This window comes from Mucilaginibacter aquaedulcis (assembly GCF_030409325.1).
Classification (GTDB): domain Bacteria; phylum Bacteroidota; class Bacteroidia; order Sphingobacteriales; family Sphingobacteriaceae; genus Mucilaginibacter; species Mucilaginibacter aquaedulcis.
In genome coordinates, this window is record NZ_JAUFPR010000004.1 from 673,357 (window position 1) to 698,476 (window position 25,120).

A 25,120-nucleotide genomic window follows, 5' to 3' on the forward strand; every position below is an offset into this window, starting at 1 on the left:
GAAGTGCCGTAGGTACTACACTTAGGCTGCATACCTACGGCATGCTAAATATTCCTTCGGTTTTACCTACAAAGCTTTAACCCCTATGGGGTTTGCCCCAGCCTTGATGTAATTCGGATGTTAATGATCAAGGCATAAATTTATGTGCTAAAGTGGTGAGTAACTGTATCATCCGGGTCAAAACTGTCGTAATATAATATATTCCACTTAAAGCCATTATTATTATGAAAGCGCAACCCATGTTAATAACATTGCTGATATCATTGAGTTTAGTCGCCTGTAAAAAAGATAAAGCAAAACCTGTAGGGCTGTCAGGCACATATTCGGGTAAGCTCTACAGTACAAGCCCGGGAGTTACCCAGGCCAATGCGCAGCTGGTTATATCAAATAGAAACTATACTGCTGCAGTTGATATACCCTTTGGCGGAGGCAGCCGTGGCACTTATATGGTTAATGGCAACGAGATAACCTTTACAGATAGCCTGGTTCATACCGCCAATTTTGACTGGGGCCTGCTGCTTAACGGTAAATATACATCAACTACCAAGGGCGATAGTTTGATACTGGTTAAAACAAGTAATAACTATAATTATACCTACCGGCTTAAAAAGCAATAATGTTTTGTTGCGGGTATGGGATTTTGCCGATACCAAAACATCATAAATTTCTTATTACTTTTACGGCAACCAATATGGTTTTACATGAGTAATACCTTTAACCGACCCATTCGTGTTTTAGTTGCCAAAGTAGGGCTCGACGGGCATGACCGCGGTGCACGCATTATTGCTACTTCCCTGCGCGATGCCGGGATGGAAGTGATTTATACCGGTTTGCGCCAAACCCCCGAAATGGTGGTGAATACTGCCCTGCAGGAAGATGTGGATGCCATAGGCATATCTATACTATCCGGCGCGCACATGACCGTTTTCCCCAAGATCATGAAACTGCTTCAGGAAAAGCAAATGAACGATGTGCTGCTTACCGGCGGCGGCATTATACCGCATGAAGATATGGTTGCCCTGAAACAATCCGGCGTGGGCGAACTTTTTCCGCCCGGAACAAATACCGGCGATATTGTTACCTATATAACCAACTGGGTGCACCAGCACCGTGATTTTTAACAGACTATGGAATTTCAAAATTTACTGATAGAGAATAAGGAGCGTATACAGTATATTATAATCAACCGCGAAAGCAAACTCAACGCACTTAATAAAGATACCCTTGCCGAATTACACCTTGCCTTTTCTGAGGCTTTCCGCAATCCGGCTGTTGGCGGTATTATTATTACAGGCGCAGGCTCCAAAGCTTTTGTAGCCGGTGCCGATATCAGCGAATTTGCATCCCTTGATGTAGAGGGCGGCACTGCCCTGGCCCGTGAGGGTCATGACAACGTTTTTAACCTGATAGCCAATGGTAGCAAACCGGTTATTGCGGCTATTAACGGCTTTGCGCTTGGCGGTGGGTTGGAGCTGGCTATGGCTTGTCATATCCGCATTGCTTCTGAAACTGCTAAGATGGGTTTGCCTGAAGTTACGCTGGGGCTGTTGCCTGGCTACGGCGGTACCCAGCGCCTTGCCCAGCTAATAGGTAAAGGCAAGGCCATGGAAATGATTTTAACTGCCGATATGATAACCGCGGTAGAGGCCCAGCAATTTGGGCTGGTTACCCACGTTGCCTGCCCCGAAGATTTGCTGCCCAAAGCTGAAGAGTTATTGCAAAAGATATTAACAAGGGCACCCCTGGCGCTGGCTTCGGCCATACGTGCGGTTAATGCCGGATATATAGATGGTGTAAATGGTTATGAAACGGAGATAGTCGAGTTTGGTAAATGTTTCGGAACAAATGATTTTAAGGAGGGTGTCGACGCATTTCTGGGAAAACGAAAGGCCGAGTTTAAAGGCGAATAAAAATATAGGGCTTTTACGAGCCCTTTTTTGTTGCTTACCGGAAGCAATTTTGGCGATACATTCGCGCTTTTTTGTTAAAAAGTGTTAAAAAAAGCAGAATTAGACCAAAATGCTTCTTTTAGGATGTCATTTTTCAATGTTAAGTCAATGTTAATTTGACAATTCCGGGATGTTAAGAGCCTCGTTTTACATTGTCCTGACCAAAATACCAATCGGGTCAAAAAATAAATTATTGTTAATCAATCGTTTAAATATTCATGACTTTTGGATGAAAAATGATATATGAAACCCTGCTTTACTTTGCTGTGTGTTTATAAAACATATATCAAAAACACACAATTTGTTATGAAAAATACATTTAAAATTTCAGCCTTAGCTTTAGCATTTGCAGCATTTGCATTTAGCGCAAAAGCACAAACAACTACCCCAACTTCTACATCTACTACTACAAAAGACGGTATCCGTTACAGCATTGGTGTTGACGCAGGTTTACCTCTTGGCAACTTCAAAGACAACTACAAATGGAACTTAGGTGGTTCGGTACAAGCAGATATCCCGGTTATTTCAAAACAGTTATTTGTTACTGTTAACGCAGGTTATAATAACATATTTGGTAAAAGCGATCTTGCCGGTATTAACGGTACTACTTTTGACCAAACCGATTTTCACCTGATCCCTGTTAAAGCTGGTTTAAAATTCTTCCCTATCCAGAATTTTTATGTACAAGGCGAAGCTGGTGCAGCATTTTTGTTAAACAAATCTGATGTTGGTGCTAATAAATCAACTGCGTTTGTTTATGCTCCGCAAGTAGGTGTTCAATTCCCGATAAGTGCAAACGGTAACTTTATTGATGCAGGTGTGCGTTATGAAGCAACTACCAAATTTGCCACAGGTGTTGACCAAAGCAAAGTAAGCTTTTTAGGTATCCGCGTAGCGTACGGCTTTTAAATATGGCCCTACTATTACCTATAAAATAAAACGGGAGGCCCAACGGCCTCCCGTTTTATTTTATGCTTTTTTGCGCCTGATGGCCTGTATTTTAATAAAAGGTCCATAAATTAGCAACATTGTTTGTACTTTAACACGTTTAAATACATTTACCGTTACCAGTATTGCACTTATGAAGAAAATCCTCATCATTGATGATGAAGTTAACGTGGCTTTATTGCTATCCAAGTTTTTAACTCGCAATGGCTTTGATGTAAGTACCGCCTCAAGTGGTACAAGCGGCATGGAGGCACTTAAAAACGAAGAGTTTAACCTTGTGCTATGCGATTTCAGGCTGGAAGATACAGATGGCCGCGAAATGCTCAGGAATATTAAAACCCAGTATCCTAAAACGGGGGTTATTATAATAACCGGCTATTCTGATATTAAGATGGCCGTTGAGCTTATTAAAATGGGCGCTTACGACTATATTACCAAGCCCCTGTATCCCGACGAAATATTAAATACGATTAATAAGGCATTTGAAACCCACCACGCTTTGGTGGAAGACGCAGGCAGTAATAATATTGCCGCCGCCGAAAAGTCAAGAAGCCACAATAATAAAAAACAAACCTTTGCCAGCGATTTTGTTGCCGGCACCAGCAAGGCATCTAAAGAATTGCTGAGGCAGATTGAACTGGTTGCACCTACCAATTATAGCGTAATCATATTGGGCGAAAGCGGTACCGGCAAGGAGTCGGTGGCTCAAAGTATTCACCTTAACAGCCTGCGCCATAACCAGCCTTTTATAGCTATGGATTGCGGATCATTAACCAAAGAGCTGGCCGCGAGTGAGTTTTTTGGTCACGAAAAAGGATCTTTTACCGGCGCTTTGTACACCAAGATCGGCCACTTTGAAATGGCCAATGGCGGTACCCTGTTTTTAGATGAGGTGGGTAACCTATCCTACGAAATTCAGGCGGCCCTGCTGCGTACCGTACAGGAGCGTAAGGTTAAAAGGATAGGCAGCACCAAAGAAATTGACCTGGATGTGCGTATCATCATAGCCACTAACGAAAACCTGCAGGAAGGTATTCAGAAAGGCCGTTTCCGTGAAGACTTATATCACCGCTTTAACGAGTTTACTATATACATGCCGCCATTGCGCGAGCGCGGTAATGATATTATGCTGCTGGCCGAGCATTTTTTAAAGATAGCCAATGCCGAGTTGGGCCGTAACGTAACTTCGTTCTCCCCGGAAGTGGTTGATTGCTTTATGAACTACAGGTGGCAGGGTAATATCCGCGAGCTTAAAAATGTGATCAGGCGTGCTGCATTATTGGCAGAAGATAATGAGATAACCATGAAGGCCCTGCCGCTGGAGATCTCGAACTTTAAGGCGCCAACGTATGAGCCAGCCTATGCTGCTCCGCAGCAGGAAGCCGCTGAAGCAAAAGAATCTCGCCATGATCTGAAAAACGCGGCGCTTGAAGCAGAATATGAAACAATAATTAAGGTATTAAGGGAAGTTAATTTTAATAAAACAAAGGCTGCCGAGATCTTAAATATCGACCGCAAAACCTTGTATAATAAAATGAAAGCTATCAACCTTAAATAAATGGACGAGCAGCAACAAAATACGGGTAGTGGCAATGATGAAAGTCTGCGTAAATTGAAACATGATATTAAAAATCAGCTTTCAAACATTTACCTGGCGCTGGAGCAGCTGAGGTATGAACTGCCCGATGATATTTCAGACGACTGCACATTTTATATGGATACTATTTTAACCAGCTCAACTCAGATCAACAACTTGCTAAACAATGCCGATTAGCCATTTTATAGCGTATATATTTCCGAAAACGCTAAAACTTTTTTAGCGTTTTTTTTGTTTTTAAACTATACTACTAACTAAGCCTTTAATGTCGATTTTTAACTATAAGCAGCGTAATAATATTATCCTGGTAAGTATCATTGTGCTGGGCTGTTTTTTGCTTTACGCGCTTAGCGGGCTGTTCAGTTCCATACTGGGAGCTATCGTGTTGTTCACTATTTTCAGACCATTGTATGTAAACCTGGTGGAGAAAAAAGGTTGGAACAAAGTGCTGGTAGCCCTGCTTATTATTTTTTCGTCGCTTATTGTTATCGTTATCCCCTTTCTGTCACTAAGTATCATGGTGGTGGGTAAAATATCCAGCATCAATATTAAATCGTTACCCATTGAACAGTGGACCTCCAAAATTGATGAGTTTGCTTCGGCCAATCTTAATCAACCACACTTTGCCGAAAACACGCTGCAAAAATTAGGAACCTTTGTAACCGAGCTTTTTCCATCTATATTAAGCAGCGCGGCTAACATCATTATAACACTGCTGGTATTGTATTTTTTGTTGTATTTTATGCTTACGCAGATCAGGGAGTTTGAAGCCGGTTTATTAAAGTATGCTCCCTTTCGTGAGCAACATGCATTAAAATTTGCTGCTGCCCTGCGCGATTCTACCTATTCAAACGTTTTAGGGCAGGGAATTATAGCCCTTACGCAGGGTGCTTTGCTGGCCATGGGCTTTTATGCCTTTAAAATTCCCGACGCTGTATTTTGGGGTGTTATAGGTGCTTTTATTTCGTTTTTGCCGGTGGTGGGCGCGCCCACATTGTGCATCCCCGCAAGTATCATTTTATTTGCACAAGGACATACGTTAAGCGGCATTTTACTGTTAGCATACGGGCTGCTGTTTATTGGTAATATTGATAACGCGCTGCGGATGATCATCAATAAGCGCATTGCCAATACCCACCCTATTATATCAGTAATCGGGGTGTTTATAGGCTTGCCGCTTTTTGGTATTTTGGGTTTAGTTTTCGGGCCGGTACTGTTATCGTACTTTTTATTGCTGCTTGAAATTTATGAAACAAACCGCATGGCTGCCGACAGGCTTGAACGCATCAGAACCTCTCCTGAAAATTGACCAGGAAGGCTGCATACTTTTGTGAACACCATGTCAAAAAACGGAGTTGCCTAAAAAAATATTTATGCGGAAATTACAGACAAATTAACTGATTGATGATATTTGGCAAGATATTTAGCCATATTAAAATTGAATGTTCAACTTAAAATTATATTACAATGAATGATAACACAAAAGTAGTTGTTGCATTGCTTGCAGGCTTGGCAGCAGGAGCAGCTTTAGGAATCCTTTTTGCGCCAGACAAAGGTGACGAAACACGTGATAAACTAACTGAATCATTAAAAAACCTTGGAGATTCTATTAAAGAAACTGCAGCTGCCGAAATTGATAACCTGGTGGGGTTAAAAGATAAAGTAGTTGAAAACATAAAATCAAAGATCAGAGGAGCCGAAGAAGAATATCAGGACGATCTGGAACACGCATAATTGAGGAGCAAAGAGTAAAGATTTATGGAATAAAGATTAGGGATTTATAGAGAAAAGATTGATATATGAAAGAACAAACAATTCTTTCATGTGTCGTAAATCCTTCCTCTTTATTCTCCTGCTCTTTGCTCAATAAATCCTTACTCTTTGATTCCTGATAAACATCTATAATACAAACACCTATGGAAGCCAAAAAAGATACACCACCACCAATACCGCCAATTGTTGACCAGCTGAAAGAGTATGCCGAAACGCGTTTTAAGCTGTTAAAATACGAAGCTGTTGAAGGTGGAACTTCAATTTTAGCAAGTGTGATCACCGATGCCATTACTGCTATAAGCATGGTGTTGGCTTTTGTATTTGCCAGTTTTACTTTAGCTTTTTATTTAGCCGATGTATTAGGTTCGCTATGGGAAGGCTTTGGATGCGTTGCGCTTATTTATTTAATAATTGCGGTTGTGATTAAGCTTAACAAAGCGCGAATTGAAAAACCGCTTATGAATCTCTTCATCCAAAAAATATTTAAAAAGTAAAATTATGAGCTTCCAGATAACTAACGTGAATGAGCTGCGTGAAGAAATTGCACGGTTAAAAGGAGTTGAGAGCCAGCAGAGCACTGCCTTGGCGGCACGTTTTAACAGTCCCTCTGCCATATTTTCAACCATAAGTTCGCTGTTTTCGGGCAAAGATGATGGCACAAAGCATCCCGGTTTATTTAATCAGGACCTGTTGGGCCTGATATCAAGGGTGGTATTGCCTGTAACCCTGAACAAAACCCTGTTTAAACACTCTAACTTTATAGTAAAAACGCTGGTAGGTTTAATATCGCAAAAAGCATCAAACTATATTAGTGAAGATGCGGTTGGTGGTATATGGACAAAGGTAAAAGGCATATTTAACAAAGCAGTAAGTGCCAAAACACCAAAAAGGAAACCCGAGCCCAATAAAGGATCATTGCCGCAGGTACCTCCGCCTATAGTTATATAGCATAAAAGATAGGTTATCCTTTATATTAAACATTGAAGTAGCGTAGGGTTTTGCTCCTATGGAGCAATTTTATAATTTTCATTCTTCTACCAAGCTTTAGCCCCCATGGGGCATCCCGACAACATCTCGATTGAATGATTTTCAAAGATTGCGATTCCGAACCTTTGTTACGGAGTAAATAGCTTTGTAGAAAATTGCAACAAAGCTTTTGGCCCTGTAGGAAATCCCGACAACATCTCGATTGAATGATTTTCAAAGATCGTGGTACCGAATACTTTGTTCCGGAGGAATTATAGCTTTGTAGAAAATATCCAATATAGGTTTGGCTCCGTAGGTGCCTCTCAAATCGTCGCCTATTTTGAACCAGGAATTCATGATTTTATGTTATAAACCTAAAAATCAACCATACTCCCAATTAGAATTTTTCAGTTCCGGAGGAACTACCTGTTTATAGCAAATCAGATAGCATTGTTAACGGTTACAGCGTGGCCTCCTGTATTTTAGAAAGGTATATTACCCCCCAGGGTTTCACATTTTGTAGAAAAGGCTATTTTTGCACTTTATTTAAAAAAGTGGGAAAAGATAAATTAAAACGCTTTGCTGAAATTGAAACTTTTAGCAATGTACTACAGTTAGATGCCGGCAAACCATTTAAAGGCGAATGGAGCAAGGGATTTTTTAAAAATGATAAACCGGTAGTTTTGGAACTGGCCTGCGGTAAAGGCGAATATACCGTAAACCTGGCTAACCTGTTTCCCAACAAAAATTTTATTGGTATTGATTATAAGGGCAATCGTATTTGGCGTGGTGCAAAAACTGCCATTGAAGAAAATGTGCCTAATGTTGCCTTTTTGCGCATACAGATAGAGAACCTGCTTGACTACTTTGCCGACGGTGAGGTTGATGAAATCTGGATCACCTTTCCCGACCCACAGCCTCAGCTGAGCCGCGAAAAAAAGCGCCTTACCTCTCCCCGTTTCCTGGATAAATACATTGAGATATTAAAACCGGGTGGTTGTGTTAATTTAAAAACCGACAACGATGGCTTGCACGCCTACACAGCCGAAAAAATTGAAGAATTGAAACTCAGGCTGCACGTTAAAACCGAGGACCTGTACCACTCGCCATATGCCGATGAGGTATTATCGATCAAAACATATTACGAGAAAAAATATTTAAAGGATAATAAGAACATTAATTATCTTAAGTTCTCATTTGCCTAAAGCTGTTGTGTATAAATAGCTTTAGCCTTATGCCTTTAACTTTAAGCTTTTTTGTATGGACGATATTAACTTTTATGATAAGGTATACCAGGTAGCCAGGCTTATACCGCCGGGCAGGGTAACCTCATACGGTGCCATTGCGGCTTACCTGGGTACAAAAGGCTCATCGCGTATGGTTGGTTATGCTATGCAGGCTGCAGGCAAAGTAGTGCCGCAAGTGCCTGCACACCGGGTAGTTAACAGGCAGGGCCTGCTTACAGCCAAATTTCACTTTGGGGGCAATACCATGCAGCAATTGCTGGAGAGCGAAGGCGTAACCGTAAAGGACGACCAGGTACAGGATTTTAAAACCGTATTCTGGGACCCGTCAATTGAGCTGGCCTTATAGCATTTGCAGCAGCTCCATCCTGTTGCCAAAAGGATCGATAAATGAAAAGCGGGTACGCCCTTCTATCAGGGGTTCTTCCAGGAATTTCAGGTTAAATTTTTCTAAATGTTCACGGGCCGCGGCAACATCGGTTATTTCAAAGGCAGTATGTCTTGATGTGTAGGGCAAGGCAGGCTCAACACCAATGTGCAATTCTATATTGCCGATAGTAAACCAATATCCATTTGTAGAAAACATGGGCCTATCCATGGGGTGCAAGCCAATTACTTCGGTATAAAAGATACGGGCCTCTTCCAGCCTTTCGGGCGTAACGCAGATGTGTATATGGTCGGCGCGTTTAAAGTTGATCATGGGCAGTTATTTAATAAAAATTCAGTGGGTACACAAAGGCCGCCATTTTATCTGAATGGCTCAAAGATAAAAAAGGCGACCCGCTCAGGAAATGTTTTTCCCTACCTGAAAATATAATTTACACCAGCCTGAAATGACGACTGATCGGCAGAGAAAAGAGTGTACCGGGTAACTGATGTTGGTAATCTGTAAGTTCCGTACAGTTCTACACGTTTATTGATCTGTACACCTGCTTTTACCGGAACTGAGAATGTAAAATCTTCAAAATTAGGGTATAGGTTTTGCTTATCTACCGATGTTGTGCTGCCATAGGTTCTTGCTATGAAGTAATTATAATTATCATATTTATAAACATTCATAGACAGCCCAATATCAATAAATGCCTTTAATTTATCGGCATTATAAAAGTTGTACATGATCTGCGGGATTCCCGAAAACATATATTGCTTAATGGCAAGTGAACTTTTGGTGTCATAAACGCCCGAAGAAGTTTCAGAAAATTGGTAACTGCCGGTAGTGGCCTGCAGCTCAAATCTAAAAACAATTTTTTCTGTGAACTTATTGGCCAAAAAATCAATCCCGGCAGCTAAAACCGGAGAAACATGATTATCGTGAGTGCCATCTCTGAAGGGAGCCAAATCTGTGTGCCCGTTAAACTGCAGCTTGCTGCGGTTAATGCCCGCGCCCGCAAAAAAGCGTATTCCGGAGCTTGAATGAACCGCTTGTTGTGTTGTCTTACCACCGTTTATCGCTATAGCCACAGCTTTTAACGGACCTTCCAGATAACTGGTCCCCAATATACGGGCCGGTAATCTTTTATTATCAGGCTGGTATCGATAGGCCAGTCGCAGCAACTGGTTGGTATAAATATTTACGTTAGATATGGTTTGATGTTCTGTATCATAGAACTGGTACTGTTTAAGATAATCAATTTCCCGCATGCTTTTATCCATTACATAAAAACTCGATTTGAGATCAGTGGTAAGTACGTATAATGACACTTTTTTGCCATTTACCAGGTTTTTCAGGAAAACGGTATCGGTTACAAAAGCGGTATCGATGTTAAGGCTCAGTTTTTCGGTTTCAATTTCGCTTGTGCTTACCTTCACTATAAATTTTTCGTAATACTCGGCGTTGGTTATGGCAAAGCCATTAGCATTTGCAGGTGAAAACCTTTGTACCGTGGCCCCTGGGGCTTGTTTAAAATTTACTTCTTTGGGATTTTTGATCCATTCGCGGTAATCGATAAAACCTTTAAGGGTATCATTTTTACTGTTAACAACATAGCCGGGTTTGTAATTGCTTTGAGCATGTAAAAAAAGAGGAGCCTGTACTATCAGGAGCAGGAGGCAAAACAGGTATTTCATGTATAAGATTTAGGGCGGCAAATGTAACGGAATTTCTGAAATGAAAAAGTGTAATACTGAGATTGAATTCAAAGTAATTGCCAATAATTTTAGTATTTTTGTTTGTGCAGCAGCCCGGGCTTTTTACATAAAGACGGGCTGTTTCTTTGAAAAACGGAAAACATCAGAAATTGGCCGATTATGGTTTATATGATTGTAAATCAGAAAATTAAAACTTTTTAAAGCTGTTTAAACGACAAAAAACGCGATGAAAACGATTAAAAGTGGAAGATTTGATATGATTTTGATCAATTTTTGAGGTGGTTTGCGCTTTTTTGAGGCCAAAAAATGTTAAAATTTTAATTTAAAAAGTATTAACGGCTATGGTATCTGAGCCGGTAAGTCAACAATAAAATAAAATGGGAAAACTAATAGAAGAATTTGATGCCTACCGTTCCAAAATGAATGATAGGATCATGGAAACTGCCAACACCAATATCAAACGCTTTTTCGCGCTTGATACCACCAGCTATGCCGAAGGCGCGCTGGATGTTAAAACCAAAGAAATGCTTGGCCTGGTTGCCAGCATGGTACTACGCTGCGATGATTGTATCAAATACCACCTGGGCAAGTGCAACGAGGCCGGTGTTAATCATGACGAAATGAACGAGGTATTTATGATAGCCAACCTGGTAGGCGGCTCCATCGTAATACCTCACTATCGTCGTGCTGTAGAGTATTGGGACGAGCTGAACGAAGCTTAGCAAGTAACGGGTTGTAGAATAAGCAAGTTAAGTTTATCCTCGCAGCAATTTTGAACATTGTGTGAACCACAATTTTGGGGATTGCCATGATTATCAGGAAGCAGAAGTAAAATCCTTTAATCAAGTAAATCTGTTTAATCCCGGTTCAGGCAGTATGTAAAATTTAATCAACAAACTATGTCTACTCAAAATTTAAAACGCTGTTCCTGGGCGGGTACCGATCCGCTGTATATCAAATATCATGACGAAGAATGGGGCAAAACCACTCATGATGATAAGGTGCTGTTTGAGTTCCTGGTATTGGAATCGGCACAGGCTGGTTTAAGCTGGATCACCATTTTGCGCCGCCGGGAGGGCTACCGGAAAGCCTTCGCCAATTTTGATGTGAAAAAGGTTGCGGCTTTTACTAATGAGGACGTGGAAAGACTGATGCAGGATACTGGTATTATCCGTAACCGATTAAAAATTCTGGCAGCTATTAATAATGCCCAATTGTTTATTAAGGTTCAAAAGGAGTTTGGGGCGTTTGATAAATACCTGTACAGCTTTATGCCAGATGGCAAACCCATTATTAATCACCCCGAAAGCCTGATACCTGCCAGTACCTCAATATCTGATGCTATAAGCAAGGATATGAAAAAGCGTGGTTTTAAGTTTTTCGGTACCACTATTTGCTACGCTTATATGCAAGCTACTGGCATGGTAAATGATCACCTGGCCAGCTGCGATTTTAAATAACTCAACATTACGAAATTCACTTATTAATTCTGAATAAACGAATTAATAAGTGAAAGCCAATAAATGATTTCTTTGTGCCCATAAATACTATTTTTGCATAGAACCATTGCGCCCCAAATTCGTGTGATCAGATTTAATGGGCGCAATTAGTGTAAAACATCAATGAAAAAACTATTTCTTTTGGATGGCATGGCCCTGATATACCGGGCACATTTTGCTTTAAGTAAAAGTCCGCGGTTTACCTCAAACGGACTAAATACATCGGCTGTAATGGGTTTTACCAATACCCTGCTCGATGTTTTGAAGAAAGAAAAACCAACGCATATGGCCGTAGTATTTGATACCGACGCGCCAACCGAACGCCATACTGATTACGAAGCCTACAAGGCCCATCGCGAGGCTATGCCCGAAGACCTGTCTGCCGCCCTGCCCTATGTAATTAAGGTAATACTGGGCTTCAACATACCGGTTATCACATCTGACGGGTACGAGGCCGACGATATTATAGGCACCCTTGCCAAAAAAGCAGAGAAAAAAGGCTACCAGGTTTATTGCATGACTCCCGATAAGGATTTTGCACAGCTGGTATCCGAAAATATCCGCATCTACAAACCGGCCCGCATGGGTAACGAAATGGAGATACTGGGCGTTAAGGAAGTACTTGACAAATGGGAAATTGAACGCGTAGAGCAGGTAATTGACATATTAGGTTTATGGGGAGATGCTGTTGATAACATCCCCGGCATCCCGGGTATTGGCGAAAAAACAGCCAAGGCTCTTATTAAGCAATATGGCTCTATGGAAGAGATCATAGCCCACAGCCATGAACTAAAAGGCAAGCAGCGCGAAAACGTGGAAACCTACGCCGAGCAAGGTTTGCTCTCAAAAAAACTGGCTACCATTTTATTAAATGTGCCGGTTGAGTTAGACGAGGAAGGCCTGGAGATATGCGCCCCAAGTAAGGATCTGCTGGAGCCGCTTTTTGCAGAGCTGGAATTCCGTACCCTGGGTCGTCGTGTTTTTGGCGACGATTTCAGCATTACCGAAATGAAATCAGTTTCGGTACAAACTGATTTGTTTGGCGATCCGGTTGCCACCGCCCGCACCACCATGACGGTTGATGTGGAAGACATTCGCGAAGACCTGACCACCGCATCTAAAAATATAGATAACGTACCGCACCAATATCATCTGGCCCATACACCGGAAACGCGCGCCGAACTCATCAGCTTGCTATTAAAACAGGAAACCATTTGCTTTGATACCGAAACTACCGGTACCGATGCCAACCATTGCGAGCTGGTGGGCTTGTCGTTCGCTGTAAAACCGGGCGAGGCCTGGTATGTGCCCGTTCCGGCCAATCAGGCTGAGGCTAAAAGCATTGTAACGGAGTTTAAACAGGTACTTGAACATGAAGGCATAGGAAAAATAGGCCAGAATATTAAATTTGATATCCTGATATTGAAATGGTACGATGTAGAGGTAAAAGGCAGCTTGTTTGATACCATGATGGCCCACTATGTTATTGACCCCGATACCAGGCATGGTATGGATGTATTGTCTGAAAATTATCTGGGCTACAAACCTGTTTCTATCACTACGCTTATTGGCCCTAAAGGCAAAAACCAGGGTAATATGCGCGATGTGGAAATTGAAAAAATAAAAGATTACGCCGCCGAGGATGCTGATATTACCCTTCAGCTTAAAACCGTTTTTGAACCCAAACTAAAACAGGTTGAAAGCGAAAAACTGATCAATGAAATTGAACACCCGCTGATATATGTACTGGCAGATATGGAGTACGAGGGTGTAAAAATAGATCACGACACCCTGCGCGAGTTCTCCAAACAACTGGAAACCGATATTGCCGGGTTTGAAAAAACGGTATATGAAAAAGCGGGCGTAAAATTCAACATCGCATCGCCAAAACAGTTGGGTGAAGTGTTGTTTGAAAAACTAATGCTCGACCCAAAAGCTAAAAAAACCAAAACCGGCCAGTACCAAACCGGCGAGGATGTATTATTAGCCCTTGCTGCCAAAAGCGATATTGTAAGGGATATCCTTGATTTTCGCCAGCTGCAAAAGCTGAAATCAACTTATGTGGATGCATTGCCTACGATGGTGAATCCTAAAACTGGTCGCGTGCATACCTCCTACAACCAGGCGGTAGCAGCTACCGGGCGGTTAAGCAGTGTTAACCCTAACCTGCAAAATATCCCCATCCGTACCGAGCGGGGCCGCGAGGTAAGGAAAGCATTTATACCAAGAAATAATGATCATAGCATTGTATCTGCCGATTATTCGCAGATAGAACTGCGCATTATTGCCGAGATCAGTAAAGATCCTAACATGATGCAGGCCTTTATTGATAATCATGATATTCACACCGCTACAGCAGCAAACGTATACGGTATTGCACTTGATGAGGTAACCAGCGATCAGCGCAGGAATGCCAAGGCGGTTAACTTTGGTATTATTTACGGACAATCGGCATTTGGGTTATCGCAAAACCTGGGTATTCCACGCAAGGAGGCCGCCGACATCATTGAACAATATTTTGCACAATTCCCGGGCATCAAACAATACATGAGCGATACCATGAACTTTGCCCGCGAAAACGGCTATGTTACCACGCTCATGGGCCGCAGGCGTTACCTGCGCGATATTAACTCGGCCAATGCTACCGTACGCGGTTTTGCCGAACGAAATGCCATTAACGCCCCTATACAGGGTTCGGCTGCCGATATGATCAAGATTGCCATGATCAATATTCACCGGGAACTAAAGGCCCAAAAGCTGGATGCCCGCATGACCATGCAGGTACATGACGAGTTGGTGTTTGATGTGCCTAACCATGAAATTGAACTGGTAAAACCTATCATTATGCACAACATGAAAACCGCCATTAAAACGGAGGTGCCTATCATGGTAGAGATCGGTACAGGCTTAAACTGGCTGGAAGCACATTAATAAAAAATCTTTGCCATTTTTTGGCTAAAGCCTTATTGCCTTATTGCTTGCTCGTGATCCGTTGGCTAAAGCCAACGGCAATGAACGGACGGAGAGGTTCAATGATAATACACTGTTGTTATTCATTGCCGTCACATTTATGGGACGGATAAAAAAAGAGTAATTGGGGCCTTAGCCAAATACATTCAGAGAACATACAGGTATCATAGCTTATAAGACGAATAAAAATGGTGTCATTTCGAGCGATAGCGAGAAATCGTATATGCCCGACAAATTCGCTTTGGAATAACTTATAAGACTTCTCTTTCGCACAGCGCTCATTCACGCTCCCAGGCTAACTCGAAATGGCAACTGTTGTTTGTCGCCAACAATATTTCTCCTGCCCTTAATTAGGTGTTTTTGGCGAAATAATAATCACTCAATGCTGCGAAGCCCTAATCTTATTTTGGCGCATTTTGCTGTTTTCGCTACAAATACTTCAAAGTAAAGCACAAAACCTTAATAAGTTTTTTACAATAATCGGCCTAAATTTTAAAAACTATATTAATTATTATCGGTTGCTTATTTAGTATATTGTTTGCTTAAATTGAGCCAATAAAACCTAAATGAAAATATTCCATCTGAGTGCCGAATGCTACCCGGTTGCCAAAGTTGGCGGCCTTGCCGACGTTGTAGGGGCCTTGCCAAAATATCAGAATCTGGCCGGATTACAGGCGGCGGTTGTGATGCCTTATTACGACCGGAAATTTACCCGCGAAAACGAGTTTGAGGTGGTTTTTAACGCGGCTACACTGTTAGGCAATAAGAGATATTATTTTGAAATATTAAAGGAGAAAACAAACAAGCTTGGTTTCGAGCTTTTTTTGGTTCATATACCGGGCTTGCTTGACAGGGAAAATGTTTATAGCTACCCCGACGAAAGGGAGCAGTTCATTGCCTTTCAACTGGCTTTTTTAGACTGGATAAGCTATTCGCAGCAAACGCCGGATATTATTCATTGTCATGATCATCATTCTGGTTTGGTGCCCTTTCTGCTTTATCATTCTAAATTATACCGCAGGCTGGCTAATGTGGCTACTGTTTTTACTATCCATAACGGACAGTATCATGGTGCCTTTAGCTGGGAATATGTATCGTTGCTGCCTGAGATTGATTTTACGCAGACCGGTTTGCTTGACTGGGCCGGTGGAATAAATCCGTTGGCATCGGCAGTAAAATGCTGCTGGAAATATACAACCGTATCTCCTACCTATTTAACTGAACTCACCATTAGCTCAAACGGGCTGGAGTATTTATTCTGGGTAGAAAGAGCTAAAGGCTATGGTATCATTAATGGTATTGATACCGAAATATGGAACCCGAAAACAGATGCCATGATAGCCTCCAGTTTTAACGTAAAAACACTGGCTAAAGGTAAACAAGCTAATAAACAGGTAGTGTGTGAAAGATTTGGCCTCAACCCTGATAAACCCCTGTTTTCATTCATAGGCAGGCTGGTTGTTGAAAAAGGCGCCGATTTGCTGCCTGAAGCTATTGAACGCAGCCTTATTGAACTGGAGGGCCAGGTTAGCTTTGCCATATTAGGTTCGGGCGATGAGGAAATGGAGCTTGCCCTGCTGGAGCTTAAAGAAAAATATCCCGGCTTGTGCGATGTTTTTATAGGTTACGACGAAGCGCTTGCACATCAGATATACGCCGGGGCCGATTTTTTACTGATGCCATCACGGGTAGAGCCTTGCGGCCTTAACCAGCTGTATTCATTAAGATATGGTACCATGCCAATAGTACGCAGCACCGGCGGCTTAATTGATTCGGTAATTGATTTTGGCGATGAGGGCGGCTATGGAATCCGTTTTAATAATGCCAGTGTTGATGATATATGCTATTCTATTACACGAGCTCATGGCCTGTACCAAAACCCGGCACAGCTGCTGGCGTTACGTAAACGCATGATGGCGCTTGATTTTTCCTGGGACCGTTCAGCAAAAGAATATATAGACCTATATGAAAGTTTAAATCCTACGATATGACATCTAAAGTAATTTCAATTGTACTTGGCGGTGGCCAGGGCAGTCGCTTATCCCCCCTTACTGCAACACGCTCTAAACCGGCTGTGCCTATTGCGGGAAAATACCGTTTGGTTGATATCCCTATTTCAAATTGCCTGCACTCGGGTATTACACGTATTTATGTGTTAACCCAGTTCAATTCGGCATCGTTAAATAAGCATATCAAAAACACCTACCACTTTAGTAGTTTTAGCGATGCCTTTGTGGATATTTTAGCAGCCGAGCAAACCCCATCAAACGTAGGCTGGTACCAGGGTACTGCCGATGCGGTAAGGCAAAGTTTGCACCACTTGGCGGTACATGAGTTTGAGTATGTACTTATCCTCTCGGGCGATCAGTTATACCAGATGGATTTTGAAGACATGATCAACCATCATATGGAGACCGGTGCCGAGATTTCAATAGCCACCATTCCGGTTGATGCCGCGGACGTACCGGGTTTTGGGATCTTGAAAACTGATGAAAACAGCATGGTTACCGCCTTTATTGAGAAGCCTAAAAAAGACTTTGAAAGCTGGGCATCTGACGTTAGCGACGAAATGAAAGCCGAAGGCCGGGTTTACCTTGCCTCTATGGGTATTTACATATTTAACCGTAAGCTTTTATATGAATTGCTGGAAGGTAATGATCGTACCGATTTTGGCAAGGAGATCATTCCTCAGTCAATTGAAGAACATAAGGTGGCCAGTTATCAGTACGAAGGTTACTGGACAGATATCGGTACCATTCCGTCATTTTTTGAGGCTAACCTTGGTTTAACGGATAATATTCCGAAGTTTAACCTTTTTGGCGAAAATGCCATATACACCCGGGCACGCATGTTACCGCCTACAAAAATTTCGGGTACATTGCTGGAGCATTCTATAGTGGCCGATGGCTGTATTATTAATGCCAAGCAAATTACACGTTCGTTGATCGGTATCCGTACCCGCATAGGCGTAGAGACTGTTATTGAGAATTGTTATGTTATGGGTAGCGACAGTTACCAGACCCTTGAGCAGATAGCCGAGTTGAAGCTCAGCGAATCGCCAATTATGGGTATAGGTGACCGCTGCGAGATCAGAAACGCTATCATTGATAAGAATACCTATATCGGTAACGATGTGAAAATAAACGTTGGAAAACCCCTGCCCGACGGCGATTTTGGTACACACACCGTACAGGATGGCATTGTGGTTGTAAAGAAGCGCGCTATTATTCCAAACGGTACTGTTATTTAATGAAAATTAATGAAAACTATTCATAGTTAATTTGTTATATAAGTGGACAAACTATTTAAAACTTAAAAGAAAGACTATGAAAAAGGTACTATGTATGGTTGCTTTAGCAGCAATCTCTTTTGGAAGCGTTTTTGCTTATGGAACGCCGGTAAAAACCGGGCACGGTACAATGCAAACTGATACCACCAAGAAAAAATGGAAACACAAAAAAATGAAGAAAGATTCGACCAAGAAGGACACCAGTAAAATGAGATAATGGTCTTTCTTCAAAAATAAAGAAGCCCCGTGGTTTGTACCGCGGGGCTTCTTTATTTTACAGGCTTTTTACAGCTCAAAAGGTTCGCCTATTGCAGGCAGTTTTAAATTAAGGCCTGCCTTAATAAACTTTTCAGCAACCTCATCTTTGTTAATTTCAATAACCGGGAAGGTATCATAATGCACCCCGATGATGTTTTTACAATTAATGAACGCGCTTGCTTTTATAGCATCATCAGCACCCATGGTGTAGTTATCGCCCAGCGGTAAATAAGCCCAGTCCAGGTTATCATCGGCCAGGAGTTTCATATCATAGGTAAGCGCGGTATCACCGGCAAAGTATATGTTTTTGCCTTCGTTGGTGTACAGTACAAAACCCGCAGGGTTGCCACCTGGTGCGCCATCGGGCATGGTGCTGGAGTGTATGGCATTAACCATTTTAACACGGCCAAACTCAAAGTTAAAGCCACCGCCGATGTTCATGCCGTGTACATTGTCGATACCTTTGCTGTTAAGCCAGTTGGCAATTTCGGCAATGCATATAACTTTTGCGCCGCTGTTCTTTTGCACCTCAATAAGGTCGGCAACGTGATCGCCATGGCCGTGCGATATCAGGATGTAATCTGGCTTAAAGCTATTGATGTCAATATGTTTAGCCAAAGGGTTATGCGTAATAAATGGGTCGAACAGCAGCTTTTTGCCGCCGGTTTCTATTTCAATGGTCGATTGTCCGTAATAGGTAGTTTTCATATGGATGTTGGGTTTTGTTGATCCGCATCAAAATTAAACACTTGCAAACCAGTGTTGCAACATATAACCATTGCGTGGCGAAAAAGTTACAAACAACCGTGTATACAGCAGTCCTTTTTTTATCTGCCAAACATTCCACCCAGATCGCCGAACATATTTTTAGTCATAGCTGCCATTTCGCTTTGACTTACATTTTCGGCTTGCTCCATAGCTTTATTGATGGCCACTACCATTAGCTCTTCAATTTCTTCCTTATCGGCATCGGCCAAAAATGCGCTGTCAATTTGTACAGATTGTACAACCTTATTTCCATTAGCTGTAACGGTGATCTTACCACCCTCGGCCGAGCCTGAAACGGTGATAGCATCTAATCGTTTTTTTACTTCGCCCGCCTTTTGCTGGGCTTCCATTAATTTATCGAACATGGTGTTTAGTTTATGGTGAGCAGTGAGTGGTTGATTGAGTTAATTGGGTTATAGGAAAACCATTCACCTGATCAATTCAATCAACCACTCACCAAATTTTTAATCTTCGCTGGTATCGCCGTTACCGGTGTAGGCGCTTTTGCGTACTATTGGCATACCCGCGGCCCTGAACAGATCATCTAATTTTAGTAAACTGCCATTAGCTAAATTAGTTAACAGCACAATAGTGATATCGTTTTTCATATCGCGCAAATAAATGTGCCTGAAACCGTGCCACCAGCCAGTGTGGTAAATAACTTCCTGCCCTGGGGCGGTGAAAGTACGCCAGCCATAGCCGTAGCTAAAGTGACCGTGCACCATAGGGTTGCGGGGCACATAGGCAGAATCAAGAGTGGCTTGTTTCAGCAGGCGACCTGCGCTTAAAGCGCGGTCAAACAGAAACAGGTCACCAACGGTACTGTAGATACCTTTGTCGCCCACGGGGCCATCTAAAAAGTTTTGTGCAACGGAGTATTTCCACTGGCCCCTGTCGTGCCCAACCACATCAACCGGTATTTTATCATACACAGCCTTTGAGTAAACATGAGTATGTGCCATACTTGCTGGGGCGAATACATTCTGCTTCATGAAATCGGCATAGCTCATACCGCTTACCTTTTCAATGATGGCGCCAAGCACCATAAAGTTAGAGTTGTTGTATAAAAAGCGTTTATTAGGAACGTTAAAAGGCCGTGGCTTATAATCGGCAATCATTTTCATGGCGTCGGCATTGGTTAGGCCTTTGCGCTGGTTAAGGTGCTGACTGCGGTATATATCATCGATAAAATAAACATAGTTCATCATGCCCGAGCGGTGGGTAAGCAGCAGCCGTATGGTAACCCCATCATACGGAAAATCGGGGAAGAATTTTTTTACGTCATCATCAAGTGTAAGTTTACCACGCTCCAACAGCATTAAAATGGCAGTTGAGGTCATGGTTTTGGTAACCGAGGCCAGCTCAAACTGCGAACTTAATTTAAGACTGTCGCGGTGCAGGTAATCTGCCCAGCCTATGGCATTTTCATAAACTATTTTTCCTTTTTTTGCCACCAGCACGTTGCCATTAAAGCCACGGGTGCGGTGAAGTTCTTTCATTACCTCATCAATTCTTTTATCGGCATTTTTGGGGTTGTAGGCCAGCAGGGCAGTAGTATCTAAAGGTTTGCTGTTGGTGGGGCTTGCACTTGTATTTTTATCGTTGTTTTTTGATTTGCAGGATGTCAATATTACCAGGGAGGCGGCAACAGTTAGTAGGCTTTTGTACACTAATCTCATAAATAAATTTCTCACTCTTAAACGAATGCGAAAATTAGAAATTATAATGCAGGTATGAATTAAAGTTTTACTTTTTTTCGTTTAGAAAATACTCTTTGTATGTTTAAGTATGAATACTGTGAAAAAGATAGGTTTAATTATACACATTTTGTTCCTCGGCCTTTTGGCCCATGCCCAGGATACCTCTGTTAGCGAATTGATAAAGCAGGGCATAGAGCTCAATAATGCCCATGATTATACCGGAGCCATTGAAAAATATAAACAAGCGTTAAGTGCTGAGCCCGATAATCCACAGGCTAATTACCAGATGGCTTTTAGCCTCTCGGCAGCGGGCAGGGGTACAGAAGGTGTACCCTATTTAAATAGGACCATAGCAGGCAGCAATAATTTTACCGGCCCGGCCTATGAACTTTTAGGTAGTATTTATGATGCCGCCAAGCAGCCGCAGCAAGCCATTGACGCCTATAAAGCCGGTATAAAAATTAAGCCCGACTATCAGCCATTATATTTTAACCTTGGGCTGGCCTATTTCCGCGCCAAGCAATTTGCCGATGCAGAACTTGCCGCTACCGAAGCTATTAAGCTCGACCCCAAACATGCCAACAGCCAGCGTTTATATGCGTTGGTAGCCTTCCATCAAAACAAACGGGCCCCTGCCCTGCTGGCATTATGCAGCTTTTTATTCATGGAACCCGATGGCCCGCGCTCGGCAGAGGCGTATACCAACATGCAGAGCATTTTAAAGGGAGGTACACTGAAAACCGAAAAGGCTGATGCTGCTACCATTGCCCTGAACAAAGCCCTATCCACAGCTGCTGCAACCACCGATTTAAGGAGGTACACCTCGCCTGCTGATTTACTGGCCGCCCAGTTAAAAGCTATATTTATAGCCATTGGTCCGCTGACCGAAAAACAAACCGGGAACGGTTTTTTCAGGAATTATTACGCATCGTTTTTTTACAAACTGGCCCAAACAGAACACATGCCCGCCTTTGCCCGGCTGATGGATCTGAGTGCCAACAAAGCCGCCGATAGCCAATGGCTGCAGCAAAATGAGGATAAACGGAAGGCGCTGGGGGCCTGGGTTGGAGGGCAGGAAAGAAAGTTTTAAATATTAAAAGGTATATGACAGATATTTTCGATCAATGTGATGCTATTTTAAATGAGCTTTCATTGTTTTCTAACGAATTGGTTTATATGGGCCCGGCTATAAGTGATGACAGATTGGAATTATTGGAAAAACAAATAGGTTTTGTATTGCCTTTTGATTTTAAATACATCGTTAAAAAACATAATGGTTTCTCGTTAGATGGCAATAAAGTTTACGGGATTGATAAGGAACTGCGAGGGACATCGCTTGATGAGGTGTATATGTTTGAGCATTTTGAGGTTGGAAATAAAATGCCGCTTGAGTTTTTTCCTTTTTCACCTGATGGTTATGGTAATCATTATTGCTTTGATCTTTCAAACCTTAACTTAGGGCAGTGTCCGGTTGTATTTTGGCAGCATGATTACATTTATGAAAATAAGGATAAGGTAGAGGAGTGTAATGCATCTTTTGTTGAATGGATAAAAGAGGTATTGATAAATTGGACACTCGAAGATTATAATTATGATGGTACTTCAAAATAATTCGGGATATAAGCTGGCTATTATGAAATCTCGCTTAAGACGCTTTTACTCATTGCCTGGGATTTTATTTCTTATATTATTGTTAGTTAATAACCTTATCGCGGTTGTTTTTGAAGGGATGGCCTTTTTGAGCGGTCCATCGAAGGGGCATTACGATACTTTAACTCTTGTTATGAAGTTAGCACTTTATGGATTTATAGTAAGCTTAGTATTTTCATTTGTTTCATTGGCTTTGAACTATCTTTTCAAAAAGTACTTTAAATCTGGATTGACCGGGCAACTTAAATTTTTCTTGACTCAGTTGGGAATGCTTTATTTGGTGTTTATTATTTCTTTTTTGGTTGTGTTTATTCTGCCAGCTATAAAATACTAAGTGTCCAGCTTTATATTAAAAAGATTACGCTTACCCTCTCCCATACATCATATAAAACCATAACTTTGCCCTGCTAAAAATTTTAATACTACCATGAGTTTCAGAACCGAACACGATACCATGGGCGAGGTACAGGTACCTGCCGATAAATACTGGGGAGCACAAACAGAACGTTCACGCAATAACTTTAAGATTGGTCCGGAGGCTTCTATGCCTAAAGAGATCATTGATGCGTTTGCTTACCTGAAAAAAGCTGCCGCTTTTACCAATACCGATCTTGGGGTATTGCCAGCTGAAAAACGCGACCTGATAGCACAGGTTTGCGATGAAATTTTAACCGGATCATTAGCTGCAGAGTTTCCGCTGGTTATTTGGCAAACCGGCTCGGGCACGCAATCAAACATGAACGTGAACGAGGTGGTAGCCAACCGAGCACACGTATTACAAGGTAATAAACTGGGCGAAGGCAAAACCTTCATCCACCCTAATGATGATGTAAATAAATCACAATCATCAAACGATACTTACCCAACTGCTATGCACATCGCAGCATACAAAATACTGATTGATGTAACCATCCCCGGTATTGAAAAACTGCGCGATACCCTGCAAGCTAAAGTTGAGGCTTTCAAAAATGTTGTAAAAATTGGCCGTACCCATCTGATGGATGCTACGCCATTAACTTTGGGTCAGGAATTTTCCGGTTATGTGTCACAACTTAACCACGGCTTAAAGGCATTACGCAATACGCTTGATCACCTTTCTGAACTTGCCCTTGGCGGTACTGCTGTAGGTACTGGTATTAATACTCCTAAGGGTTATGATGTAAAAGTGGCTGAGTACATTGCCCAGTTCACTGGCTTGCCATTTATCACTGCCGAAAATAAATTTGAGGCCCTTGCTGCTCATGATGCCATTGTTGAAAGCCATGGCGCGCTGAAACAAATAGCAGTTTCATTAATGAAAATAGCTAACGATATCAGGATGCTGGCTTCTGGTCCGCGTTCAGGTATTGGCGAAATTCATATACCGGATAACGAGCCGGGATCATCAATTATGCCAGGCAAGGTTAATCCAACCCAAAATGAGGCGGTTACTATGGTTGCTGCACAAGTAATGGGTAACGATGTTGCTATATCTATTGGTGGTTCAAACGGTCATTATGAGCTGAATGTATTTAAACCGCTTATGGCTGCAAACTTTTTACAGTCGGCCCGATTAATTGGCGATGCCTGCGTATCATTTAATGATCATTGCGCGGTTGGTATCGAACCAAACTACGAAGGCATTAAAAAGCATTTGGAAAACTCCCTGATGCTGGTAACCGCGCTTAACCCGCACATTGGTTATGAAAACGCGGCTAAGATTGCCAAAACCGCGCTGAAAGAAAACAAATCATTACGTGAAGCCGCCATTGCGCTGGGGCTATTGACCAGCGAACAGTTTGACCAATGGGTTAAACCCGAAGAAATGATAGGCTCATTAAAATAAGAACCTCCACCCCAACCCCTCTCTGTACAGAGAGGGGCTTTTTATTGAACTTGCAGTTTATGCAAATAAAATTCCGTTTTAAATACTTCCCTTTACGCTCCTGGCTTTCGGCCTTTGGCCTGTTGCTTTTAGCTTGTAGTTTTCACGCCTGTACCATGAACCCCGATATGCAAACACCCGGACAACAATATGTGCAGGGCGAATGGCAGCAGGATTCTGTACCGGCACAAAAGCGCCTGGTTGCTTATTCATTGTATAGCCTGAAATTTAACTGCGACTCATTTTTTATGAAGATCAGCTCATTCAGCAAGGTAAATTATGGTGCCGATACCTGTATGAACAGCGGCCACTGGGCCGAGTACATCAAAGGCACTTATTCTCAAAAATTGGATACCCTGCACCTGAAGGGCGAGTTTTGTAATGCCGATGGCAGTTATAAAGACGAGAAAGGCTGTTTCCGCTCGGGCGATTACGAAGAGTATTTTAAGGTGAAGCAAAAAAGCGATTCGCTTATTCAGTTTGCCAGTACATCAAACGTTATTCCCATTAACGCGCATTTAATAAAACGTACAAGTTGTGTCCCAAAACCACTATAG

The 25,120-nt window shown here is 42.2% G+C and carries 29 protein-coding genes; 23 read left to right on the plus strand and 6 right to left on the minus strand.

All coding sequences use genetic code 11. From position 1 onward, the window contains the following. The first annotated feature begins 224 nt into the window (after positions 1-224). The 10 genes from QWZ01_RS21245 (at position 225) to QWZ01_RS21290 (ending at position 7,215) form a co-directional block, all read left to right on the plus strand. The gene (locus tag QWZ01_RS21245; RefSeq protein WP_290326891.1) at positions 225-617 is read left to right on the plus strand and encodes a hypothetical protein; all 393 of its coding nucleotides are present in this window, start codon (positions 225-227) and stop codon (positions 615-617) included. Between the two features lie 84 nt (positions 618-701). Next, positions 702-1,121, plus strand: a complete 420-nt coding sequence (locus tag QWZ01_RS21250; protein WP_290326893.1) for a cobalamin B12-binding domain-containing protein — start codon at positions 702-704, stop codon at positions 1,119-1,121. Between the two features lie 6 nt (positions 1,122-1,127). Continuing rightward, positions 1,128-1,910 (plus strand): enoyl-CoA hydratase/isomerase family protein, encoded by a 783-nt coding sequence (locus QWZ01_RS21255; protein ID WP_290326895.1) that lies wholly within the window; start codon positions 1,128-1,130, stop codon positions 1,908-1,910. A 345-nt stretch (positions 1,911-2,255) separates the two neighbouring features. Beyond that, positions 2,256-2,858, plus strand: a complete 603-nt coding sequence (locus QWZ01_RS21260; protein ID WP_290326897.1) for an outer membrane beta-barrel protein — start codon at positions 2,256-2,258, stop codon at positions 2,856-2,858. 172 nt (positions 2,859-3,030) lie between these two features. Continuing rightward, positions 3,031-4,455 (plus strand): sigma-54-dependent transcriptional regulator, encoded by a 1,425-nt coding sequence (locus QWZ01_RS21265; RefSeq protein ID WP_290326899.1) that lies wholly within the window; start codon positions 3,031-3,033, stop codon positions 4,453-4,455. Beyond that, positions 4,456-4,671 carry a hypothetical protein gene (locus tag QWZ01_RS21270; protein ID WP_290326901.1) on the plus strand — a complete coding sequence of 72 codons (216 nt, stop codon included), beginning with the start codon at positions 4,456-4,458 and terminating at the stop codon, positions 4,669-4,671. Between the two features lie 88 nt (positions 4,672-4,759). Further along, a complete protein-coding gene (locus QWZ01_RS21275; RefSeq protein ID WP_290326903.1) occupies positions 4,760-5,803 on the plus strand; it encodes an AI-2E family transporter in 1,044 nt (347 codons plus the stop codon). A gap of 158 nt (positions 5,804-5,961) precedes the next feature. Then, positions 5,962-6,228 (plus strand): YtxH domain-containing protein, encoded by a 267-nt coding sequence (locus tag QWZ01_RS21280; RefSeq protein ID WP_290326905.1) that lies wholly within the window; start codon positions 5,962-5,964, stop codon positions 6,226-6,228. 182 nt (positions 6,229-6,410) lie between these two features. Continuing rightward, entirely contained in the window at positions 6,411-6,761 is a 351-nt protein-coding gene (locus QWZ01_RS21285) for a phage holin family protein (protein ID WP_290326906.1), read from the plus strand. Between the two features lie 4 nt (positions 6,762-6,765). After that, positions 6,766-7,215: a hypothetical protein gene (locus tag QWZ01_RS21290; protein ID WP_290326908.1), complete on the plus strand. Its 450-nt coding sequence runs from the start codon at positions 6,766-6,768 to the stop codon at positions 7,213-7,215. Between the two features lie 252 nt (positions 7,216-7,467). Here QWZ01_RS21290 and QWZ01_RS21295 read toward each other — a convergent pair whose 3' ends face one another. Further along, the gene (locus QWZ01_RS21295) at positions 7,468-7,590 is read right to left on the minus strand and encodes a hypothetical protein (RefSeq protein ID WP_290326910.1); all 123 of its coding nucleotides are present in this window, start codon (positions 7,588-7,590) and stop codon (positions 7,468-7,470) included. 197 nt (positions 7,591-7,787) lie between these two features. Between QWZ01_RS21295 and trmB the strand changes: the two genes are divergently transcribed. Both trmB and QWZ01_RS21305 read left to right on the plus strand, forming a co-directional pair. Further along, complete coding sequence (gene trmB / locus QWZ01_RS21300) at positions 7,788-8,438, plus strand: tRNA (guanosine(46)-N7)-methyltransferase TrmB (RefSeq protein ID WP_290326912.1); 651 nt, start codon at positions 7,788-7,790, stop codon at positions 8,436-8,438. Between the two features lie 55 nt (positions 8,439-8,493). After that, a complete protein-coding gene (locus QWZ01_RS21305) occupies positions 8,494-8,826 on the plus strand; it encodes an MGMT family protein (protein WP_290326914.1) in 333 nt (110 codons plus the stop codon). Here QWZ01_RS21305 and QWZ01_RS21310 read toward each other — a convergent pair. Beyond that, complete coding sequence (locus QWZ01_RS21310) at positions 8,821-9,177, minus strand: VOC family protein (RefSeq protein ID WP_290326916.1); 357 nt, start codon at positions 9,175-9,177, stop codon at positions 8,821-8,823. The genes QWZ01_RS21305 and QWZ01_RS21310 overlap by 6 nt on opposite strands. A 101-nt stretch (positions 9,178-9,278) precedes the next feature. After that, a complete protein-coding gene (locus tag QWZ01_RS21315; protein WP_290326917.1) occupies positions 9,279-10,544 on the minus strand; it encodes a hypothetical protein in 1,266 nt (421 codons plus the stop codon). A 398-nt stretch (positions 10,545-10,942) separates the two neighbouring features. On the opposite strand from QWZ01_RS21315, the gene QWZ01_RS21320 reads away from it, so the two are divergent. The 6 genes from QWZ01_RS21320 (at position 10,943) to QWZ01_RS21345 (ending at position 18,540) form a co-directional block, all read left to right on the plus strand. Continuing rightward, positions 10,943-11,287 (plus strand): carboxymuconolactone decarboxylase family protein, encoded by a 345-nt coding sequence (locus QWZ01_RS21320; protein ID WP_290326919.1) that lies wholly within the window; start codon positions 10,943-10,945, stop codon positions 11,285-11,287. Positions 11,288-11,464: 177 nt separating this feature from the next. Beyond that, positions 11,465-12,025 carry a DNA-3-methyladenine glycosylase I gene (locus tag QWZ01_RS21325; RefSeq protein ID WP_290326921.1) on the plus strand — a complete coding sequence of 187 codons (561 nt, stop codon included), beginning with the start codon at positions 11,465-11,467 and terminating at the stop codon, positions 12,023-12,025. Between the two features lie 162 nt (positions 12,026-12,187). Further along, positions 12,188-14,995 (plus strand): DNA polymerase I, encoded by a 2,808-nt coding sequence (gene polA, locus QWZ01_RS21330; protein WP_290326923.1) that lies wholly within the window; start codon positions 12,188-12,190, stop codon positions 14,993-14,995. A 605-nt stretch (positions 14,996-15,600) separates the two neighbouring features. After that, the gene (locus QWZ01_RS21335) at positions 15,601-17,025 is read left to right on the plus strand and encodes a glycogen synthase (RefSeq protein ID WP_290326926.1); all 1,425 of its coding nucleotides are present in this window, start codon (positions 15,601-15,603) and stop codon (positions 17,023-17,025) included. Next, a complete protein-coding gene (locus QWZ01_RS21340) occupies positions 17,022-18,284 on the plus strand; it encodes a glucose-1-phosphate adenylyltransferase (RefSeq protein ID WP_290326927.1) in 1,263 nt (420 codons plus the stop codon). Before QWZ01_RS21335 ends, QWZ01_RS21340 begins: the two co-directional genes overlap by 4 nt. Positions 18,285-18,360: 76 nt before the next feature. Continuing rightward, positions 18,361-18,540: a hypothetical protein gene (locus QWZ01_RS21345; protein ID WP_290326929.1), complete on the plus strand. Its 180-nt coding sequence runs from the start codon at positions 18,361-18,363 to the stop codon at positions 18,538-18,540. A gap of 68 nt (positions 18,541-18,608) precedes the next feature. On the opposite strand, the gene QWZ01_RS21350 is transcribed toward QWZ01_RS21345, so the two are convergent. The 3 genes from QWZ01_RS21350 to QWZ01_RS21360 form a co-directional block, all read right to left on the minus strand. Continuing rightward, the gene (locus tag QWZ01_RS21350) at positions 18,609-19,289 is read right to left on the minus strand and encodes a metal-dependent hydrolase (protein WP_290326931.1); all 681 of its coding nucleotides are present in this window, start codon (positions 19,287-19,289) and stop codon (positions 18,609-18,611) included. A 119-nt stretch (positions 19,290-19,408) separates the two neighbouring features. After that, positions 19,409-19,714, minus strand: coding sequence for a YbaB/EbfC family nucleoid-associated protein (locus QWZ01_RS21355; protein ID WP_290326933.1), 306 nt, complete (start codon positions 19,712-19,714; stop codon positions 19,409-19,411). Positions 19,715-19,813: 99 nt separating this feature from the next. Then, the gene (locus QWZ01_RS21360) at positions 19,814-21,028 is read right to left on the minus strand and encodes a serine hydrolase domain-containing protein (RefSeq protein WP_290326935.1); all 1,215 of its coding nucleotides are present in this window, start codon (positions 21,026-21,028) and stop codon (positions 19,814-19,816) included. 109 nt (positions 21,029-21,137) lie between these two features. Between QWZ01_RS21360 and QWZ01_RS21365 the strand changes: the two genes are divergently transcribed. The 5 genes from QWZ01_RS21365 to QWZ01_RS21385 all read left to right on the plus strand — a co-directional run bounded on the left by QWZ01_RS21365 (position 21,138) and on the right by QWZ01_RS21385 (position 25,120). Next, a complete protein-coding gene (locus QWZ01_RS21365; protein WP_290326937.1) occupies positions 21,138-22,139 on the plus strand; it encodes a tetratricopeptide repeat protein in 1,002 nt (333 codons plus the stop codon). Between the two features lie 14 nt (positions 22,140-22,153). Next, the gene (locus tag QWZ01_RS21370) at positions 22,154-22,660 is read left to right on the plus strand and encodes an SMI1/KNR4 family protein (RefSeq protein WP_290326939.1); all 507 of its coding nucleotides are present in this window, start codon (positions 22,154-22,156) and stop codon (positions 22,658-22,660) included. After that, positions 22,641-23,033 (plus strand): hypothetical protein, encoded by a 393-nt coding sequence (locus tag QWZ01_RS21375; protein WP_290326941.1) that lies wholly within the window; start codon positions 22,641-22,643, stop codon positions 23,031-23,033. Before QWZ01_RS21370 ends, QWZ01_RS21375 begins: the two co-directional genes overlap by 20 nt. Positions 23,034-23,126: 93 nt before the next feature. Then, positions 23,127-24,524, plus strand: coding sequence for a class II fumarate hydratase (fumC, locus tag QWZ01_RS21380; protein WP_290326942.1), 1,398 nt, complete (start codon positions 23,127-23,129; stop codon positions 24,522-24,524). 59 nt (positions 24,525-24,583) lie between these two features. Then, on the plus strand, positions 24,584-25,120 hold the full coding sequence (locus QWZ01_RS21385) for a fumarate hydratase (RefSeq protein WP_290326944.1): 537 nt from the start codon (positions 24,584-24,586) through the stop codon (positions 25,118-25,120).

Excerpts from the sequence above, each read along its gene's own strand:
- QWZ01_RS21245 (WP_290326891.1), top strand. The coding sequence starts at position 225 with ATGAAAGCGCAACCCATGTTAATAACATTGCTGATATCATTGAGTTTA.
- QWZ01_RS21250 (WP_290326893.1), top strand. The coding sequence starts at position 702 with ATGAGTAATACCTTTAACCGACCCATTCGTGTTTTAGTTGCCAAAGTA.
- QWZ01_RS21255 (WP_290326895.1), top strand. The coding sequence starts at position 1,128 with ATGGAATTTCAAAATTTACTGATAGAGAATAAGGAGCGTATACAGTAT.
- QWZ01_RS21260 (WP_290326897.1), top strand. The coding sequence starts at position 2,256 with ATGAAAAATACATTTAAAATTTCAGCCTTAGCTTTAGCATTTGCAGCA.
- QWZ01_RS21265 (WP_290326899.1), top strand. The coding sequence starts at position 3,031 with ATGAAGAAAATCCTCATCATTGATGATGAAGTTAACGTGGCTTTATTG.
- QWZ01_RS21270 (WP_290326901.1), top strand. The coding sequence starts at position 4,456 with ATGGACGAGCAGCAACAAAATACGGGTAGTGGCAATGATGAAAGTCTG.
- QWZ01_RS21275 (WP_290326903.1), top strand. The coding sequence starts at position 4,760 with ATGTCGATTTTTAACTATAAGCAGCGTAATAATATTATCCTGGTAAGT.
- QWZ01_RS21280 (WP_290326905.1), top strand. The coding sequence starts at position 5,962 with ATGAATGATAACACAAAAGTAGTTGTTGCATTGCTTGCAGGCTTGGCA.
- QWZ01_RS21285 (WP_290326906.1), top strand. The coding sequence starts at position 6,411 with ATGGAAGCCAAAAAAGATACACCACCACCAATACCGCCAATTGTTGAC.
- QWZ01_RS21290 (WP_290326908.1), top strand. The coding sequence starts at position 6,766 with ATGAGCTTCCAGATAACTAACGTGAATGAGCTGCGTGAAGAAATTGCA.
- QWZ01_RS21295 (WP_290326910.1), bottom strand. The coding sequence starts at position 7,590 with ATGAATTCCTGGTTCAAAATAGGCGACGATTTGAGAGGCACCTACGGA.
- QWZ01_RS21305 (WP_290326914.1), top strand. The coding sequence starts at position 8,494 with ATGGACGATATTAACTTTTATGATAAGGTATACCAGGTAGCCAGGCTT.
- QWZ01_RS21310 (WP_290326916.1), bottom strand. The coding sequence starts at position 9,177 with ATGATCAACTTTAAACGCGCCGACCATATACACATCTGCGTTACGCCC.
- QWZ01_RS21315 (WP_290326917.1), bottom strand. The coding sequence starts at position 10,544 with ATGAAATACCTGTTTTGCCTCCTGCTCCTGATAGTACAGGCTCCTCTT.
- QWZ01_RS21320 (WP_290326919.1), top strand. The coding sequence starts at position 10,943 with ATGGGAAAACTAATAGAAGAATTTGATGCCTACCGTTCCAAAATGAAT.
- QWZ01_RS21325 (WP_290326921.1), top strand. The coding sequence starts at position 11,465 with ATGTCTACTCAAAATTTAAAACGCTGTTCCTGGGCGGGTACCGATCCG.
- polA (WP_290326923.1), top strand. The coding sequence starts at position 12,188 with ATGAAAAAACTATTTCTTTTGGATGGCATGGCCCTGATATACCGGGCA.
- QWZ01_RS21335 (WP_290326926.1), top strand. The coding sequence starts at position 15,601 with ATGAAAATATTCCATCTGAGTGCCGAATGCTACCCGGTTGCCAAAGTT.
- QWZ01_RS21340 (WP_290326927.1), top strand. The coding sequence starts at position 17,022 with ATGACATCTAAAGTAATTTCAATTGTACTTGGCGGTGGCCAGGGCAGT.
- QWZ01_RS21345 (WP_290326929.1), top strand. The coding sequence starts at position 18,361 with ATGAAAAAGGTACTATGTATGGTTGCTTTAGCAGCAATCTCTTTTGGA.
- QWZ01_RS21350 (WP_290326931.1), bottom strand. The coding sequence starts at position 19,289 with ATGAAAACTACCTATTACGGACAATCGACCATTGAAATAGAAACCGGC.
- QWZ01_RS21355 (WP_290326933.1), bottom strand. The coding sequence starts at position 19,714 with ATGTTCGATAAATTAATGGAAGCCCAGCAAAAGGCGGGCGAAGTAAAA.
- QWZ01_RS21360 (WP_290326935.1), bottom strand. The coding sequence starts at position 21,028 with ATGAGATTAGTGTACAAAAGCCTACTAACTGTTGCCGCCTCCCTGGTA.
- QWZ01_RS21365 (WP_290326937.1), top strand. The coding sequence starts at position 21,138 with ATGAATACTGTGAAAAAGATAGGTTTAATTATACACATTTTGTTCCTC.
- QWZ01_RS21370 (WP_290326939.1), top strand. The coding sequence starts at position 22,154 with ATGACAGATATTTTCGATCAATGTGATGCTATTTTAAATGAGCTTTCA.
- QWZ01_RS21375 (WP_290326941.1), top strand. The coding sequence starts at position 22,641 with ATGATGGTACTTCAAAATAATTCGGGATATAAGCTGGCTATTATGAAA.
- fumC (WP_290326942.1), top strand. The coding sequence starts at position 23,127 with ATGAGTTTCAGAACCGAACACGATACCATGGGCGAGGTACAGGTACCT.
- QWZ01_RS21385 (WP_290326944.1), top strand. The coding sequence starts at position 24,584 with ATGCAAATAAAATTCCGTTTTAAATACTTCCCTTTACGCTCCTGGCTT.